This window comes from Mycobacterium sp., assembly GCF_049608025.1.
Classification (GTDB): Bacteria; Actinomycetota; Actinomycetes; order Mycobacteriales; family Mycobacteriaceae; genus Mycobacterium.
This window is the reverse complement of record NZ_JBMYXC010000013.1, coordinates 21090-37489: the sequence shown is the minus strand read 5'-3', so window position 1 is coordinate 37489 and position 16400 is coordinate 21090. Positions and strand designations below refer to the sequence as shown.

The following is a 16400-nucleotide window of genomic DNA, read 5'->3' as shown; positions in this document are numbered from 1 at the left end:
AGGAAGCAGAACAGTCGACGTAGATTGGACAAGAACAACCTGGTTGGCGGAATCCCGATACTTTCGGCCTGACACCGGGGAGGCGATGACGTGCCCGAGGCTTTCGCCAATCACCCTCCTGGGCGATTGGAAGCGGTGCTGGCGTGGTGGCCGCGCGCCGCCGTCGGTGTGGTGCTCGTCATCGCAGTGGCGAATTGGCTGGGCTGGGCGACCGGCATCGACCGGTTGACACGGTTCTTTTCGTCCTGGCCACCGATGGCGCCGTGGTCTGCCGTGCTCGTGGCGGTGTTGGGGATCGCGATCCTGGCGCAGTCAGGGCGCCCGTCACGCGCCCGGGTGGGTGTCGGGTGCGGTTTGGCCGCAGCGGCCGGCGCCTTGGCCTTGGTGTTTCTCGCAGAGCACGCGACCGGTAGTTCGTTCGGCCTGGATCAGCTGTGGTTCTCCGAAACGGTGCGAGCGGCGCAACCGTACCTGCTTGGCCGTCCCAGCCCCCAGACGGCATCCTCGGTGCTGCTGCTGTCACTGGCAGTTGGGCTTACCCGTCTGGATCGTCGGTGGGCCCCGGCGGCATGGACGCTCAGCCTTCTGGCCGCGACGGCCCTGCCGGACTTCATCGTCGCGAGCTACATATTTGAATCTCTGTCGCTCGTCAGTGCCACGCGATCAGCCGGCATGGGAATCTCGACGGCTACCGCCATGATGCTGCTGGTAACTGCTGCATTCGCGACTCGCGCAGACCGCAATCCGCTCGCCTGGCTGCTGGCCCGACCCGATCGGAAGACACTGGTTCAGATGGTCGGCATCCTCGCCGGGCCTCCCACCCTCATCGGGTTGTCACGAGCGGCATTCCTGAACCTCGGCCTGAGCGACGATGTGGCGTGGGCCCTGGCGATAGCGGTAAGCACCATCCTCGTCGGCGTGGGCACCTTCTACCTGATCCAGCAGGAGCAGAAACGTCTATTGGAAGCCCAAGAGCGAATCCGATTGATAGTGGCAAATGTTCCCAGTGCTATCTCGATACGAGACTGTGAACATCATTACGAACTCGTCAACCAAGCGTTTTGTGACCTCGTCGACGTCAATGATCCGGGCGAGGTCTTGGGCCGAACCGCAGACGCGTTGCTTCCGTCGGATGTGCTGGCGGAGTTGGGGGACGCCGACGAGCGTGCGTTGGGCGGTCAGAGCACGAGGTTCGAGCACGAAGCGACTATGGACGGTAAGCGGTTGACCGTCGATGCCCAGGTGTTCCCGGTCGACAGCGGGCAGGGCCAGATCACCGGGATCGGCATGATCAGCACCGACATCACTGAGCGTAAGCGCCTGGAAAACCGCTTGCGTGAACAACTTGAGTTCGAAGATTTCCTTTCACGGGCGATGAGCGATGGACGCCTTGTCGCATACGCTCAGCCGATCGTCGATGCGCGCACGGCAATGTTGATCGAAGAAGAACTGCTCGTCCGGTTAGTCGGGTCCGACGGCGAAGTGATGGCTCCCGACAGCTTCCTGCCGCAAGCACAGCTGTTCGGCATGATGCCACTCATCGACAAGTTCATGGTGGCTCGGGGCATCGAGTTGGCACAGGCCGGCCGTCATGTCGCAGTCAATCTTTCGGCCAACTCCATCGGCGATCGGTCGACAATGGACGCGATCACCCGCGAACTCCGGCGGGCGGGTGATCTCACCGGGCGGGTTTCCTTCGAGATCACCGAGCATGCCGCGCTGGCATCGCTGGACATCGCCGAACGCTTCTCAGACGAGATGAAATTGTTGGGATGCCAAGTGGCCCTTGACGACTTCGGCACTGGGTTTGGCACATTCACCGAGCTGCGCAGGATTGCTCTGCACAGTCTGAAGATTGACATCAGTTTCGTTCGCGGCCTCCTGACGAACGAGCGAGACGAATCGGTGGTGAAGATCATCGTCCGCATCGCCAAGGAATTCGGGCTGGTCACCACGGCCGAGGGCGTCGAGAATGCCGAGACTTTAACTCGGCTCATCGAACTGGGGGTCGATCAGGTGCAGGGATATCTGATCGGGGTGCCAGCACCGGCCGCGGCCTGATTGGGAGACCCCCGCCTGTCCGGTGCTGTGCGGTACGCCCGAACTGCGCCGTGTTCCAGGAGCCGGGTGCGTGCCCCGGGAGGAGGTCATCCAGCTTCGGCGCCCTGCGCCGCGGCCGCCCGCCCCGAGAGGTCCGCCAAAGTCAGCTGATGCGCGGGCGGATCCGGCAAGATCATCGATGTCGTCACCGCCAGCGACGCATCCACGTGCACAAGCACCCCGGGGTCCAGGAGCTGCCAGCCGGGGTCGTCATCCATGGGCTCACTGGCGAACACCACCGACGGCCGCGTGTTCAGTTGCCCGGAGCTGGCGTGGATCCGCGGGGTCTGCATCTCGAATTCGGTCAGGCCGCGGTGCCGATTCAAGATATAGAGCTCATGGGTATCCGGGTAACGCAGGGCCCACATATCGGTGGCATCGGCGAGCAGCACGTTCAGGGCGAAGATGGGAACATTGGCGGCCAACCACTTCACGGCGTCGGTAAGCCCCGCCCCCACGTCGCCCCCACGCGCCCTGACTGCCGAGGTGACCAGCGCGAACACCCGTTCGCTGTCGGTCTGGCCGGCCACCAGACCTGCCACGCCCTGCTGGGCAAGCCGCGCATCGAGCGTGTCTATCCCCTCCACCACCCCGTTGTGCGCGAATAGCCGGCCATCCTGCAGGAAAGGGTGGGTATTGCGTACGTCGAGATTGCCGGTCGTCGCATACCGCACATGAGCCAGGAAAGTCGTACCGCTCAAGCTCTTCGCCTCGGCCGCGAACTGGGCGTCCTTCCAGGCCGCGATCGGTTGCTTGTCCAGCACCGGCTCACCGGTGGCGCCGAAAACCCCAATCCCGGCGCCGTCCGGGTTGCGCTTGCTCTGAGCGGCGAGACTATCGGCGGCATCCAGCAGCCAGAAGCTCGCCGTCACCACATTGCGACCCGCGTGTAGGCCAAATAGGCGGCACATGCGTGACGACGCTACGGCGTTCCCGGCGGAGCCGCGGCGTTCTTGGCGGAGCTGCGGCGTTGTTGGGCTTCTCGATGTCTCGAGGCGCCGGAACCGTCCCCTCGATCGATAGGATCTCGACCGATGTCCTGGATAGCGGAGCTGTTGCACTTCCGGCGCGACGGCGATGCGTTCGTGGTGCCCCAACCCACCGGCGGTCCCGGCGATCGATTGTTCGGGGGTCTGATCGCCGCACAGGCACTTGCGACCGCGGGAGCAACGGTCGACTCCGACAAGCTGCCGCAGTCGCTGCACCTCTATTTCGTTCGCGGCGGGAAGTACGGCGCCGACGTGGAACTGAAGGTGGAACGCACCCGCGACGGCCGATCGTTCGACACCCGGCGGGTGACCGCTACCCAGCACGGCGCCGTAATCCTCGAAATGATCGCGTCCTTTCACCGACCTGAGCCAGGTGCCGACCAGCATCCCGACGTGGCACCGAGCGTGCCGTTCGACGACGCGAAGCCAAAGCCCCCGGCCACCGATTTCGCCGCGCTGTTCGAAGTCCGCACCGGACCCGCCGACACGTCGGCCTTCGCAGTACCGCCGTTCTGGATCAGGACCCGCGAACATATCGAGGACGACGCCCTGATCCGGGCCTGCACGCTGACGTTCATGTCCGACTTCGGTCCGGTGCCCGTCGCACGGCCGCCGGGCACACCGATTCGGCCCCACCTCGGTTTCGCCGCCAGCCTGGATCACTCCGTGTGGTTCCACCGGCCGTTCATTCCGCACGACTGGCACCGCTACGAGGTGCACCAACTCAACTCCAGCGACTCCCGCGGCCTGGTCGCCGGCGCAATCTACGCCTCGTCAGGTTCGCTGATCGCCAGCACCACCCAGGAAGCCCTCTGGCGGTTATAGCTGGGTGACGGACCGATCCCGGCTAAAGCCTCTCCTTGACCGCCGCGGACAGGCGGGCGCCGTCAGCCTTGCCGGCCGCGATCGCGGTGGCCGCCTTCATCACCTGCCCCATCTGTCGCATGCCCGGCCGTTCCCCGATGTCCTCGGCGACCTGAGCGATCGCGGTGTCGGCCACATCTGCCACTTCGGCGTCGGTGAGCGGTGTCGGCAGGTACTCGTCGATGACCCGCAACTCGGCGTGTTCGGTGGCGGCCAGTTCGCCGCGGCCGTTCTGGGTGTAGATCTCGGCCGACTCGACGCGCTTCTTCGATTCGCGAGCGAGCACTTTGACAACTTCGTTGTCGGAAAGGTCACGCGCGGACTTGCCCGACACCTCTTCGGTCTGGATCGCCGACAACAACATCCGCAGCGTCGCAGTTCGCAACTTGTCCTGCGATTTCATCGCCGCGGTGAGATCTGCACGTAGCCGTGCTTTGAGTTCCGACATGGCGCAAACGTTACCTGGGCGTAAGGGCGCCACTAGTATCCGCACGCTGTTCCTTTCGAAGCCACGTCAACAAAACAACCGACACTCGCCACCAGAGCACCGTGTTCAACCATTAAGACGTTCAACTATTAGTACGAGCTTTATGGATTAGGGGATTCCGGTGCTAATGAATCGGGTTCGCCCGGTGCTATTTCTGGCGTTTCCGGCAATTCAGCCGGTCCAGGGAGAGCGGGGTTACCGCCCTCGGGCGGAACCCCTTCGTCGAGACGCACCGGCTCAGAAAAAGGCCCAGCCGGTTCCATATGGTCTGCACAGGCATTCGGCTGAGGGACCATGTAGTCCTTCCACGCGCCGGGAGGATTCGGTGCCGGTGCGGGCGTGTTATCAGGGCATCTCCAGGAACAACTCGCTCCGCCAACGCCGACGCCACTCATGTCCAAGCTACCTGAGTCCCCACCGCCGAAACCGAAACTGCCGAACTCACAGTGCAAGTGGCTGCCATTGATCTCGGTGGGAAAATTGCAGAAGGAACCCCTCCCGGCAATCACGTTCGCGGCAATGCCGACAGCGGGATACTCGCAATATTCGGCTTCAGCGGTTGGCGCCGACAGTGTTACTGCGGGAAAAACAGCCGTCATCGACAATAAGACAATTGATGCCGCCCGCTTTTTGGTCACCACTAGCAGAACCTTCCTTTAACTCAGAATGGATTCTTCGACAAATTGCCTTCGGCTTCAGCGAAACCGAAATCTCCGTTCAGGAACCCCCTCAACCGAACCAGTACACCAGATGGGCCCGCACCTACCGATCAAGGGGTGTCCGTCGCACCTGCACACCGCGCGCGCAGCACGACCTCTCGAAACCGGGGTTTTGCGTACCCCCGCACTGGTAACCGACATCGAACGCTCCGCTGACGGTGTTCCTCCTGACGGTGTTCCTCCGCCGGGCATCCTGAGCGACCATTCCTGCCTCGGATCGCGGACAAAATGTGCCCACAAAGGAAACAGGCCAGGGTGAAAATTCGCCCTGACCTGCTGTTTCCTTGCATATTCTGTTGTGGAGCTGCCGGGAATTGAACCCGGGTCCTACGGCATTCCCTCGAGGCTTCTCCGTGCGCAGTCCGCTAGGTCTCTACTCGGATCTCCTGCTCACGCGAACAAGTCAGGATGACGATCCCAGTCGCTGTTTGATGTCCCGATACATCCCGCGACCGGACGTATCGGTTTGTCCCTCTAGCTGATGCCAGGGTCCGGGCCGAGGGCACTCCCGGTCTGACAGACTCACCGTCGCTTAGGCAGCGAGAGCGAAGTCGCGCTGATTGGAATCGGCGCTTAATTGGTTGCAACGACGCTTACGGTGGTCAGTTGCCTGCACCGGCACGCTTCCCTTGATTCGATGCGCGAAGTCGAAACCGTTCAGCCCCTCGCACCCCCGCCGAACTTCGGCAGGAAACCCCATACTACCGGGCGTTCCGACACCGCCCAACGAATTAATAGTCCCGGGTGCCTCCGAACAGGTCAGATCACGTACTTCAGGTGCTCGACGACCCGGCGGCCCACGGCCTCGTCGCCACCGTAGGTGATCGCGGTTTCGTGGGCGCTCGGCGTCGTGCGCCCGCCCGCAATGCGGCTGAACAACACACCGTCCATGGTGATCGTCGACGTCGGCCCCTCGGCACCGAAGTCCGGCACGACCCGGCCTCGGCCGTGAATCGCGACGTTGATGTCCCGGCGAAGCGGGCCCGTCAACTCGATCCTGACCCGGGCACCGTCGGGTGCGCCGCCGAGCTTGCCGACCACGAAACCCATGCTGGCCGCCATCTCATCAAGCGCCTGCGCCGAGTCCGGGCCCATCAAGTCCTCGGCGTCGGGAGGCCGCGCGACAGCATCGCGGATGTCGAGTTCGTGCATCCAACAGTCGAATACCCGCACCCGCATGAACCGCCCGTAGCTGTCCGGACCCGCCGGCGTCGCGGTGATATCGCTCCACTGCTCGGCAGTCAGTTCGGACAGCTCGTCTCGGCGCTGCCCGGTCACCGCGTGGAACATTTGCCGGAGCTCCGAGGGGCTGAGTCCGCGCAGCTTGCGGACCCAATGCTCGTTCATCACCCCGATGTCATTGCGCACATGCTCGAGGGCCGAGACGTCGACGTCCGCCTCGGGCGTCGCAACGCCCGCCAGCATCGACTCGGTTCCGACCATGTGTGCGACGACGTCGTGCACCGTCCATCCGGGCAGCGACGTTTCGGCGGCCCAGTCTGCGGAGTCCAAGGTCTGCAGTATCGCGCCGATGTCGCGCCAAGACGCGAAGAGAGCGTCGAGCACGTCGGACTTCTCAAGGTGGGTGACCGGACGGGAGGAGCTGTTCACTCGGCAGAACGTAGTGCGTTTCCGGCTCGCGCGTGCCCGAACGGGCGCAGCGGCGCCCTCAGATCAGCGCGCCCTGCGTCTTTGGGTCAAGAGTCAGTTCCGAGATGGGTACAGCGCTCCCGAAGAGGTGCCCCTGCGCCAGTCGGCATCCAGCGCTGAAGAGCGCCTCTGCCTGGGGCGCGTACTCGACGCCCTCGACGACCACGGCCTTTCCCAACTCGTCGCACAGTCGGATGATCGATCGATACAGCGCGAGATCCTGTTCGGGGTCCACCCCAGCGGCGAATCGGCGGTCGAGCTTGACGACCTGCACCGGCAGCGAATGAAGATACATCAACGAGTTGCACCCCGCACCGAAGTCATCCAATGCCACCTGTACGCCAAAGGCATTCAGCCTGGTGATCTGGTCGGCAGCAGCGGCAAGGTCGACGATCGGCACCGTCTCGGTGATCTCCACGACAAGCCGGCTCGGCTCGACTCGATGCCGGGCCAGGGTTTGGCGGACGAACTCCTCGACGTAGGGGTTGCCCAGCCGCGCCGCGCCGATGTTCACGTGGAAGTCGATGTTCATACCGGCCGCTTGGATCTCACTGCACGCCAGATCGAGCACCAGCGCATCGAGATCGGCCCCGAGCCCAGCCGCTTCGGCAGCGGCCACGAAGGTCTCAGGTGAGATGTCGATTCCGTTGGGCGCCGTCCATCGCGCCAACACCTCGACCGCCATCGGTGCGCCGTCGGGAAGTCGCACGATCGGCTGGTAGACCAGGCTGAACCCGGCAGGGATGCCGTCGCCGGCCGCACGCAGCGCATTCGGGAAATCCCCCCGGACATCCGAGGTTGGTTGATAGATCACCGCGGCGTCCTTGCCGATGCGTTTACCCGCGTACATCGAGATGTCGGCCTGCCGCAACAGGTCGTCGGATGTCTGGGACAGCCCGTCCGCCCCTGGACGGACCAGGCCCATGCTGGCCCGCACCCGCACCGAGGAGCCCTGGACGGGGAAAGGAACCCGAAGCGCCACCCGCAGCCGGTCGGCAACGACATCGGGTTCCTCCTTGCTGCCGTCGATGAGGATCGCGAACTCGTCACCGCCGACGCGTGCCACCGTGTCGGCGTCTTTCACGCACCGCGCAAGGCGCTGTCCCACCGCACGCAGCAGATCGTCACCGGCGGCATGCCCGAACCGGCTGTTCACATCCTTGAAGTCATCGAGATCGACAAAGATCAACACGAAGCGGCCGTCGCGCAGGGCTTCATCGAGCCGTTGGCTGAACGCCAGGCGATTGGGTAGCCCGGTCAGCGCGTCAGTGTGCAACTGATGCTCCAGGGCGCGCTGGGCGGCGTAGAGCCGTTGAGTCAACAGCTGGTGGGAACGCATCGCCACCACCTGGCGGACGGCGACCAACAGCGCCATCACCACCGCCATGTAGATCACGAAACCAGTGATCGGCCGACCCATGAACAGGTGGAACGCCAAGAGCAGTGCGATCCCCAGCAAGCCGATGTAGGGCAGGGCGAGCTGCGCCCAGTCCACCCCGGGGCGGGGGCGATCCGGCGCCTCGGCCGGCCGTGCGGCCGGCGGGTCGAGCATCGCATAGGCGAACATCAGGGGGCCCAGAACGAAACCGATGGCAGCCCACCGCTGACCGCCCTCGGAACCGATGAATTCGAAGTAGGCCACGAGCCGATCTGCCGAGGCCAAGGTCACGATGCCGGCGGCCAACAGAAGCACGTTCCCCCGGCCCGGGCGGTCTGTGCGGTAGTTCATCGTGATGACCACCGCCACAACCACAGCGGTCAGCTCCACCAGTGCGTAAACAAGCTCCACCGTCGAGCTTCCCGAGCGGGGCAGTGCGACCGTCGATCGGGCGCTGAAGTCACCCAATGAAATGAAGACCACGAACGACGCAGCCGCCAACACCCCGTCAAGAAACGTCGTGGCTGCGGAATTCTGCGTCGCGGTATCGCGCTGTCTGCGCGCTCCCCCGGTGGACCGCACCAGGAAATACATCGACGCGAGAATGAACACCTGGCATGCCAGATACGCGACCAGCACTGCCGGCGCCACCAAGCCGCCATCCGCCTCATCGCCGCTGGACCACCAGAGAAGATGGCCGACCAGGAAAGTCGCCAACGCCACCACGAGAAGCAATCGCCACCAACGCGCCGGTCCGCTGACCCGCAGCGCGACGACGACGCCGCACACCACCGCCCCCAGTCCTGCACCGAACTGGAGTACCGTCTCGGCGCGACGAGCGGCTTCGTCCCCCCACAGTGCCAGCGCGTTGACCCAGGCGACCAGCGCGACAACGGCGAATAGCCAGTTGCGTAGTCGAAATGCCTTGATCTGCCACCTCCTCCCGCCTGGCGCGCCGCAACGGCGCGGGCGCGATGTTGACCGTAGCTATCCGGCGGCGATCATTCCAACAGCCGCCAGCGCCAGCACCATGCCAGTTGCCTGCCAGCGGGTTACCCGTTCGCGAAGTGCCACGATCGCCAACAGGACTGTCGCCGCTGGGTAGAGCGCGATCAGCACGCCTGCCAGCGACAACATCGACGATTGCAACGCCAGCAACGTCGCAACGTTGGCAATGGTGTCGAGCACCCCCGCGAACAAGGCAAGCCGCAACGGCACACCCCGTTCGAGCACCAGATTGGCCGTGACCGCCGCCGCCAGCAGCACAATCGCCGTTGCCGCAAGCCGCCCGAAGACCAGCGGCCACAGCTCAGCCTCGACCGGCACCTGGTCCAGGATCACGAAATTCATCCCGAAGGCCACACCAGAACCGAGAGTCAGCCAGGCCACCTTCGGCGTGAACTTGTGCGGAGTGACGTCCTCGTCGGTGGCCTCGCGGCTCACCAGCACCACGGCAGCGAGTGCCAACAGCACTCCGAGGAGGGCAACCTTGCCGGGCCGTTCGCCCAGAGACAACCCGACGCCGACCGGGATTCCGGCAACCAGGATCGCCGTCAACGGCGAGACCACCGAAATCGGTCCGGACCCCAGTGCCGCATAGAACCACCACACGCCGAATGCCTGGGCCACGCCGGACAGCAGGCCCCAGCCCACCGCGAGGCTGCCGACCTGGCCGCCGAACGGCGCCGCGACGACGATCAGCAGCAGCAGCGCCACCGGGTAGGAGACCAGGACCACTCGCAAGGCGGCGACCCGACGCGACGCAAGGCCGCCGACGAAGTCGCTGACGCCGTATCCCAGCGCCGCGATCAACGCGCTGAGGACACCCGTCAGGAGGGCATGCCTTTGACGCGCCGGCCCATCTCGCGGGTGACCTCGCGCTGTGCATCGCGGCGCGCGATGTCCTGGCGTTTGTCGTGTGCCTGCTTACCGCGGGCCAGCGCCAACTCCACCTTGACCCGGCCTCCGGTGAGGTACAGCGACAGCGGCACCAGCGTCAGGTTGCCGTCACGGATCTTGCCGACCAGGGCGTCGATCTCGCGCCGGTGCAGCAGCAGCTTGCGATTGCGCCGGGGCGTGTGGTTGGTCCAGCTGCCGTGGTGATATTCGGGGATGTGCAGGTTGCGCAGCCAGATCTCGCCGTCGTCGATGGTGGCGAATGCGTCGGCCAGCGACGCCTGGCCCTCGCGCAGACTCTTGACCTCGGTACCCATCAGCGCGACCCCGGCCTCGTAGGTCTCGAGAATTGAATAGTTATGCCGCGCTTTGCGATTGGTCGCCACAATCTGGTTATTGCTGTCCTTGGTGCCCTTTTTTCCAGTGGCTTTGGCCATCAGCTACCTTCGCACGTACAACCGCAGCGTGATGTATGAAGTGACACCAGCCATCGCCATACCCAGGAAAAACAGGATCGGTGCGATGTAGAGGATGTCGGCGTAGTCGATGCGCGCAATCAGATTGGCTTGGTAGAACTGGTCGAGGGCGTTCTCCAGGAACAGCGCGCGCACCGCGATCAGTCCGCCGATGGCAATCAGAACGCCGACGAAGGCCGCAAGCATCGACTCGACCAGGAACGGCAACTGGGTATACCAGCGGCTCGCGCCCACGAGTCTCATGATTCCTATCTCGGTCCGTCTGGTGTAAGCCGCGACTTGGACCATGTTGGCTATCAACAGCACCGCACCTATCGCCTGCACCAATGCCACGGCGAAGGCCGCGTTCGACAACCCGTCGAGCACCGCGAAGAGCCGGTCGATCAGATCCTTCTGGTTCAGGACGTTGAGCACACCGGGCTGCCCGACCATGGCGTCGTCGAATTCCTGGTGCTGCTCGGGATTGATGAGTTTGACGACGAACGACGCCGGGAACGCGTCGCGGCCCGCCACATCCTCGTACTGCGGAAACTTCTCGATGGCGTCGTCATAGGCGTCGTCGCGGTTCAGGAAGCGAACCGACCGGACATCATCGCGCCCCTCGATCTGCGAGCGCAGCGCCATACACGGGTCGGCATCGCACGTCGGGTCGCTGGCCGACACGTCGTCGGTCAGGAAGACCTGGCTCTCCACCCTGTCGAGGTAGATGGCGCGGGACTGGTCGGCCAGACGCACGACCAGCATCCCGCCCCCGAACAGGCCGATGGAGATCGCGGTGGTGAGGATCATCGCGACCGTCATGGTCACGTTGCGGCGAAGCCCGGTCAGAACTTCGTTGACGAGAAATCCGAAGCGCACTTAGCGATCCATTCCGTAGACGCCGCGCTGTTCGTCGCGAACCAGGCGGCCGAGTTCGAGTTCGACGACACGTTGGCGCATCGAGTCGACGATGTGATGGTCGTGGGTGGCCATCAGCACCGTTGTGCCCGTGCGGTTGATCCGCTCAAGCAGGTCCATGATGTCTTTACTGGTATCGGGGTCAAGGTTGCCCGTCGGCTCGTCGGCCAGCAGCACCAGCGGCCGGTTCACGAACGCGCGGGCGATGGCGACGCGCTGCTGCTCGCCGCCGGACAGTTCGTCGGGCAGGCGGTTCGCCTTGCCGGACAAGCCGACCATCTCCAGCACGTCGGGCACTACCCGGTTGATCACGTCGCCGCGTTTGCCGATCACCTCGAGCGCGAAGGCCACGTTCTCGAACACCGTTTTCTGCTGCAACAGGCGAAAGTCCTGGAACACGCAACCCAACACCTGACGCAGGCCGGGGACGTGGCGACCGGACAGCTTGTTCACGTGAAACTTCGACACTCGTATGTCGCCCGAGGACGGCTTGTCCTCGGCCAGTAGTAGTCGCATGAACGTGGACTTGCCCGAACCCGACGGCCCGATCAGGAAGACGAACTCCCCCTTGTCGATCTTGACCGAGACGTTGTCAAGCGCTGGACGTGCCGAGGACTTGTACTGCTTTGACACGCGGTCGAGAGTGATCATCACGGCACGCCAGTGTAGCGGCAGGACACAGAATTACCTCGGCATTACCTTCGTAGTCGCCTGCGTGGTCACCTTGGTCGTCGTCTTGGTCGTCGTCTTGGTCGTCGCCACCGTCCGGTTACCGCGGGGGCACCGTCGTCGGCGTCGTCGGCCCCGCTGGCTTGGTGGCGGGTGTGGACGTCACCGGAGGTACCTGGGTGAAGGTCTGCGGTCCCGACCCGCCGGGGTCGAGCACGGTCGTGATCGGGCTGGGCCCGGAGGTGCTGGTCGGGGTCGTCTCCGCACTCGGCGAGGTTGATTCCGTCGGACTCGTCGTGGTGCTGCTGGTGGTGGTGCTCTCGGATTCCCCGGTCTGAACGTTGGTCCGCGGTACCCACGTGTACTGCGGGTCGGGAACGAAGCCGGGGGGAACAATCGCCGTCTCGGGGGTGGGAGCCGGGGCCGGTGGTTGGTAGGCCTGGTGCAACCACGACGCCGCGCCGAACAGGATCACCATGACCACGGTCGTCGTGCGGAGGTGTCCGCCCGGCAGGTACTTCGGCCAGCGGTGTTCCGGTCGTCTCAGTTTTCTGAGCCAGTTCACAGTTCTGGCTCGTCCCCGCCGGGCGCGGCCTTCACACTGCCGTCGGGCCCGCTTGTAGTAGGCAGGACGGCCGCGACGGCGGGGCCGTTTCCGGTCATGGTCTCGATTCCCGAGGATGCCAACGCGGCGATGATCCTGATCCGTAGCCGGCGACCCACGTCGAACTGTTTACCGGGCAGCGTTCGCGCCACGATCCGCACGTTGACCTTGTCGACCTCGATACTCTCCACGCCCATCAGGGCGGGCTCGTCGAGCAGCAACTTCTGCAGGCTCGTGTCCTGCCAAGCCTGGCGGCACACCTCGTGCAGAAGATCGTTGACGCGGTTGAGGTCGGCGTTCACCGACACCGGGATGTCGATGACCGCGCGCGCCCAGTCCTTGGACATGTTCAACGAACGGACGATGTTGCCGTTGGGGACCGTGAAGACCTCACCCTCGGCGGTGCGCAGCTTGGTCACTCGCAGTGTCACCTCCTCGACGGTGCCCTCGGATGCCTCCGGGGCACCGAGCATGTTCAACTGCACCAGATCGCCGAAGCCGTACTGCCGCTCGGTGATGATGAAGAATCCGGACAACAGATCCTGGACCAGTTTCTGGGCGCCGAAGCCCAGTGCGGCGCCCAACACCGCGGCGGGCGCCACCAGCGAGCCGATCGGAATAGCGAGCACGTCGGTGATCTGAACGGCGACCAGGACCAAGAGCATCGCGATCGCCACCCACGAGATGACCGAGGCGACGGCCTGGCGGTACTTGGCGCTCTCGGTGCGGACGAGCTGATCGCTCTCCTGGTATTCGGCGTCGATGCGGCGGGTGACCTTGCGCGCGCTCCAGCCGATGAACCTTGCCCCCAAGGCGCCGAAGAGCAGCAGCATCGCGATCTGCAGCCCGCTGGAGCGAAGCCATAGACCGATCTCGCCCTGCCAGAAATCGTGCCAGCGGACGGCCGCGTCGAACGCAAGGTAAGTGTTAGTCGTCATCTTTTCTGTTGCGCCACCGGATGCCGGCTTCCAGGAAGCCGTCGATGTCACCATCCAGCACCGTTGCTGGGTTGCCGACCTCGTACTCGGTGCGCAGATCCTTCACCATCTGGTAGGGGTGCAACACGTAGGAACGCATCTGGTTGCCCCAGGAGCTGCCGCCGTCGCCCTTGAGGGCGTCCATCTCGGCGCGCTCTTCTAAGCGCTTGCGTTCCAGTAGTTTTGCCTGAAGCACGCGCATTGCCGATATCTTGTTCTGCAACTGCGACTTCTCGTTCTGGCAAGTCACAACGATACCGGTCGGAATGTGGGTGAGTCGAACCGCCGAGTCTGTGGTGTTCACCGATTGGCCACCCGGGCCGCTGGACCGGTAGACGTCGACCCGGACGTCGCCGTCCGGGATATCGATATGGTCGGTGGTCTCGGTGACGGGGAGCACCTCGACTTCGGCGAACGACGTCTGACGCCGACCCTGATTGTCGAACGGGCTGATCCGCACAAGTCGGTGGGTGCCCTGCTCGACAGAGAGGGTGCCATAGGCGAAGGGGGCATACACCGCGAAAGTCGCGCTCTTGATACCGGCTTCCTCCGCGTAGGACGTGTCGAACACCTCGACACGGTATTTGTGCTGTTCAGCCCAGCGGATGTACATCCGCAGCAGCATCTCGGCCCAGTCGGCGGCGTCTACTCCGCCAGCCCCGGAACGGATGTTGACCAGCGCCTCTCGCTCGTCGTATTCACCCGAGAGCAGGGTGCGGACCTCCATCGCCTGGATGTCCTCGCGGAGTTTCTTGAGCTCGGCGTCGGCCTCGGCGAACGCTGACGAAGCTTCTGCACCGTCGGCTTCGCCTTCTTCGGCGGCGAGTTCGTACAGCACCGGCAGATCCTCGAGTCGCCCACGCAGCTCCTCGACACGCCGTAGCTCGCTCTGGCTGTGAGACAACTCACTGGTGACTTTCTGGGCGCGCGACTGGTCGTCCCACAGGTTCGGGTCGGAGGCCTCCTGCTCGAGCTTGTCGATGCGATCGCGTAGGGCCTCGACATCGAGCACACGCTCCACAGTGGTGAGCGTGGAGTCAAGGGCTGCGATATCGGCTTGACGGTCAGCATCCACGGGAGTTCAGGGTACTCACCTCGCACACGGTCACGGCCGTCGCAGCCTCGATGCCGCCCGCGAAACACGCACCGGATTTCTCCGTGACCGTCGTCAATTGCGATCGCCGCGATCTAGCATCGGTTGCACACCCCGTCCGGCCACGTCGCGAGAGTCCTCGCACGCGGCCGGGCAGCAACAGAAGGCAGCGCTAAATGCCCCCTATGCGGCCCTACTACGTGGCCATCGTCGGCTCAGGACCTTCGGGTTACTTTGCCGCCTCGTCCCTGCTGAAATTCGCCGCCTCCGGTGACGGCGACGTGCGTGTCGACATGCTCGAGATGCTCCCGACTCCGTGGGGCCTGGTTCGTTCCGGGGTCGCTCCCGACCATCCGAAGATCAAGTCGATCAGCGCCCAGTTCGAAAAGACGGCGATGGATCCGCGGTTCCGGTTCTTCGGCAACATCGTTGTCGGTGAACACGTACAACCCGCCGAGCTCGCCGAGCGCTACGACGCCGTCGTCTACGCCATCGGTGCCCAGTCCGATCGGTCATTGGGCATCCCGGGCGAGGATCTCGCGGGCAGCGTGCCCGCAGTCGACTTCGTCGGCTGGTACAACGCACACCCCAACTTCGGGGAGTTGATGCCCGACCTGTCGGGCCGGCGCGCTGTCGTCATCGGCAATGGCAACGTTGCACTGGACGTCGCGCGGATGCTCGTCAGCGACCCCGACGAGCTGGCGGCCACAGATATCGCCGACCACGCGCTGGACTCGCTGCGGGCCCGCGGCGTGGAGGAAGTATTGGTCATCGGCAGGCGGGGCCCCCTGCAGGCTCCGTTCACGACGCTGGAACTGCGTGAGCTCGGCGTGCTGGAGAGTCTCAAAGACGTCGATATCATCGTCGACCCCGCCGACCTCGAGGACATCACCGAAGAGGATCTCGAGGCCGGCGGCAAGACTGTGCGCAACAACATCAAAGTGCTGCGCGGGTACGCCGAGCGCACGCCGACCGGCGCCCAACGTCGCATTGTGTTCCGCTTCTGCACATCACCAGTCGAGATCAAGGCGGCGGACGGAGAGGACGGAAGGGTGGGCTCGATCGTGTTGGGCCGCAACGAACTGATTCGCGGCGCCGACGGGCGGGTCGCCGCGAAGGACACCGGCGAACGCGAAGAGATACCGGCCCAACTGGTGGTTCGGGCGGTCGGTTACCGCGGCTTGCCGACGCCGGGGCTGCCGTTCGACGAGCGTGCCGCCACCATTCCCCATGTCGAGGGCCGGGTGGCCGGTAGCCACAACGAGTACGTGGTCGGCTGGATCAAGCGGGGTCCCACCGGGGTTATCGGCAGCAACAAGAGCGACTCCCAGGACACCGTCAATACGCTGCTGGCGGACTTGAGCGCCGCCGAGTTGGCCGAGTTGGCCGCCGACCACGCCGATCAACTGGCGGGATGGCTGGTGGAGCGACAGCCGAAGGTGGTGACCGACGACCATTGGAAACTGATCGACGAACACGAACGCGCACGCGGCGAGGGAACCGGGCGGCCGCGGGTGAAGCTGATCACGGTTGCCGAACTACTGCGGATCGGACACGCCTGAGTCAGCCCATCGGACACGCCTGACTCAACCCATCAGACA

14 protein-coding genes, 1 other RNA gene and 1 pseudogene are annotated in these 16400 nt (G+C 64.4%); 4 read left to right on the top strand and 12 right to left on the bottom strand.

The window, feature by feature from the left end; translation table 11 throughout:
* Nucleotides 1–90 precede the first annotated feature (90 nt).
* Nucleotides 91–2061 (top strand): EAL domain-containing protein, encoded by a 1971-nt coding sequence (locus ACPGXI_RS06860; RefSeq protein ID WP_526651140.1) that lies wholly within the window; start codon nucleotides 91–93, stop codon nucleotides 2059–2061.
* Between the two features lie 86 nt (nucleotides 2062–2147).
* Here ACPGXI_RS06860 and ACPGXI_RS06855 read toward each other — a convergent pair whose 3' ends face one another.
* Nucleotides 2148–3011: a class II glutamine amidotransferase gene (locus ACPGXI_RS06855; protein WP_526651138.1), complete on the bottom strand. Its 864-nt coding sequence runs from the start codon at nucleotides 3009–3011 to the stop codon at nucleotides 2148–2150.
* Nucleotides 3012–3134: 123 nt separating this feature from the next.
* On the opposite strand from ACPGXI_RS06855, the gene ACPGXI_RS06850 reads away from it, so the two are divergent.
* The gene (locus ACPGXI_RS06850) at nucleotides 3135–3914 is read left to right on the top strand and encodes an acyl-CoA thioesterase (RefSeq protein WP_526651136.1); all 780 of its coding nucleotides are present in this window, start codon (nucleotides 3135–3137) and stop codon (nucleotides 3912–3914) included.
* A 22-nt stretch (nucleotides 3915–3936) separates the two neighbouring features.
* On the opposite strand, the gene ACPGXI_RS06845 is transcribed toward ACPGXI_RS06850, so the two are convergent.
* The 8 genes from ACPGXI_RS06845 to ftsE form a co-directional block, all read right to left on the bottom strand.
* Nucleotides 3937–4401: a GatB/YqeY domain-containing protein gene (locus tag ACPGXI_RS06845; RefSeq protein WP_526651134.1), complete on the bottom strand. Its 465-nt coding sequence runs from the start codon at nucleotides 4399–4401 to the stop codon at nucleotides 3937–3939.
* A 1054-nt stretch (nucleotides 4402–5455) separates the two neighbouring features.
* Nucleotides 5456–5824: a transfer-messenger RNA gene (ssrA, locus tag ACPGXI_RS06840) on the bottom strand.
* Nucleotides 5825–5918: 94 nt separating this feature from the next.
* Complete coding sequence (locus tag ACPGXI_RS06835) at nucleotides 5919–6770, bottom strand: maleylpyruvate isomerase family mycothiol-dependent enzyme (protein WP_526651132.1); 852 nt, start codon at nucleotides 6768–6770, stop codon at nucleotides 5919–5921.
* A gap of 58 nt (nucleotides 6771–6828) precedes the next feature.
* Nucleotides 6829–8979 (bottom strand): putative bifunctional diguanylate cyclase/phosphodiesterase, encoded by a 2151-nt coding sequence (locus ACPGXI_RS06830; RefSeq protein WP_526651130.1) that lies wholly within the window; start codon nucleotides 8977–8979, stop codon nucleotides 6829–6831.
* A gap of 195 nt (nucleotides 8980–9174) precedes the next feature.
* A complete protein-coding gene (locus ACPGXI_RS06825) occupies nucleotides 9175–10020 on the bottom strand; it encodes an EamA family transporter (protein ID WP_526651225.1) in 846 nt (281 codons plus the stop codon).
* Entirely contained in the window at nucleotides 10017–10520 is a 504-nt protein-coding gene (gene smpB, locus ACPGXI_RS06820) for an SsrA-binding protein SmpB (protein ID WP_526651128.1), read from the bottom strand. The genes ACPGXI_RS06825 and smpB overlap by 4 nt, the downstream gene beginning before the upstream one ends.
* Nucleotides 10521–10523: 3 nt before the next feature.
* Entirely contained in the window at nucleotides 10524–11417 is an 894-nt protein-coding gene (gene ftsX / locus ACPGXI_RS06815) for a permease-like cell division protein FtsX (RefSeq protein ID WP_526651126.1), read from the bottom strand.
* Nucleotides 11418–12107 carry a cell division ATP-binding protein FtsE gene (ftsE, locus tag ACPGXI_RS06810; RefSeq protein ID WP_526651223.1) on the bottom strand — a complete coding sequence of 230 codons (690 nt, stop codon included), beginning with the start codon at nucleotides 12105–12107 and terminating at the stop codon, nucleotides 11418–11420. It lies immediately after the preceding gene.
* Nucleotides 12108–12280: 173 nt separating this feature from the next.
* Here ftsE and ACPGXI_RS06805 point away from each other — a divergent pair, with 173 nt between their 5' ends.
* The gene (locus tag ACPGXI_RS06805; protein WP_526651233.1) at nucleotides 12281–12463 is read left to right on the top strand and encodes a hypothetical protein; all 183 of its coding nucleotides are present in this window, start codon (nucleotides 12281–12283) and stop codon (nucleotides 12461–12463) included.
* 53 nt (nucleotides 12464–12516) lie between these two features.
* On the opposite strand, the pseudogene ACPGXI_RS06800 reads toward ACPGXI_RS06805, so the two are convergent.
* The 3 genes and pseudogenes from ACPGXI_RS06800 to prfB form a co-directional block, all read right to left on the bottom strand.
* Nucleotides 12517–12690, bottom strand: a pseudogene (locus tag ACPGXI_RS06800) (Rv3103c transmembrane domain-containing protein); the annotation flags it as partial.
* Nucleotides 12687–13667, bottom strand: coding sequence for a mechanosensitive ion channel family protein (locus tag ACPGXI_RS06795; RefSeq protein ID WP_526651124.1), 981 nt, complete (start codon nucleotides 13665–13667; stop codon nucleotides 12687–12689). The pseudogene ACPGXI_RS06800 and the gene ACPGXI_RS06795, both read right to left, overlap by 4 nt.
* Entirely contained in the window at nucleotides 13657–14781 is a 1125-nt protein-coding gene (prfB, locus tag ACPGXI_RS06790) for a peptide chain release factor 2 (protein WP_526651122.1), read from the bottom strand. The genes ACPGXI_RS06795 and prfB overlap by 11 nt, the downstream gene beginning before the upstream one ends.
* A 203-nt stretch (nucleotides 14782–14984) precedes the next feature.
* On the opposite strand from prfB, the gene ACPGXI_RS06785 reads away from it, so the two are divergent.
* Complete coding sequence (locus ACPGXI_RS06785; protein WP_526651221.1) at nucleotides 14985–16361, top strand: FAD-dependent oxidoreductase; 1377 nt, start codon at nucleotides 14985–14987, stop codon at nucleotides 16359–16361.
* Nucleotides 16362–16400 lie beyond the last annotated feature (39 nt).

Excerpts from the sequence above, each read along its gene's own strand:
- ACPGXI_RS06855 (WP_526651138.1), bottom strand. The coding sequence starts at position 3,011 with ATGTGCCGCCTATTTGGCCTACACGCGGGTCGCAATGTGGTGACGGCG.
- ACPGXI_RS06850 (WP_526651136.1), top strand. The coding sequence starts at position 3,135 with ATGTCCTGGATAGCGGAGCTGTTGCACTTCCGGCGCGACGGCGATGCG.
- ACPGXI_RS06845 (WP_526651134.1), bottom strand. The coding sequence starts at position 4,401 with ATGTCGGAACTCAAAGCACGGCTACGTGCAGATCTCACCGCGGCGATG.
- smpB (WP_526651128.1), bottom strand. The coding sequence starts at position 10,520 with ATGGCCAAAGCCACTGGAAAAAAGGGCACCAAGGACAGCAATAACCAG.
- ftsE (WP_526651223.1), bottom strand. The coding sequence starts at position 12,107 with ATGATCACTCTCGACCGCGTGTCAAAGCAGTACAAGTCCTCGGCACGT.
- ACPGXI_RS06795 (WP_526651124.1), bottom strand. The coding sequence starts at position 13,667 with ATGACGACTAACACTTACCTTGCGTTCGACGCGGCCGTCCGCTGGCAC.
- ACPGXI_RS06785 (WP_526651221.1), top strand. The coding sequence starts at position 14,985 with ATGCGGCCCTACTACGTGGCCATCGTCGGCTCAGGACCTTCGGGTTAC.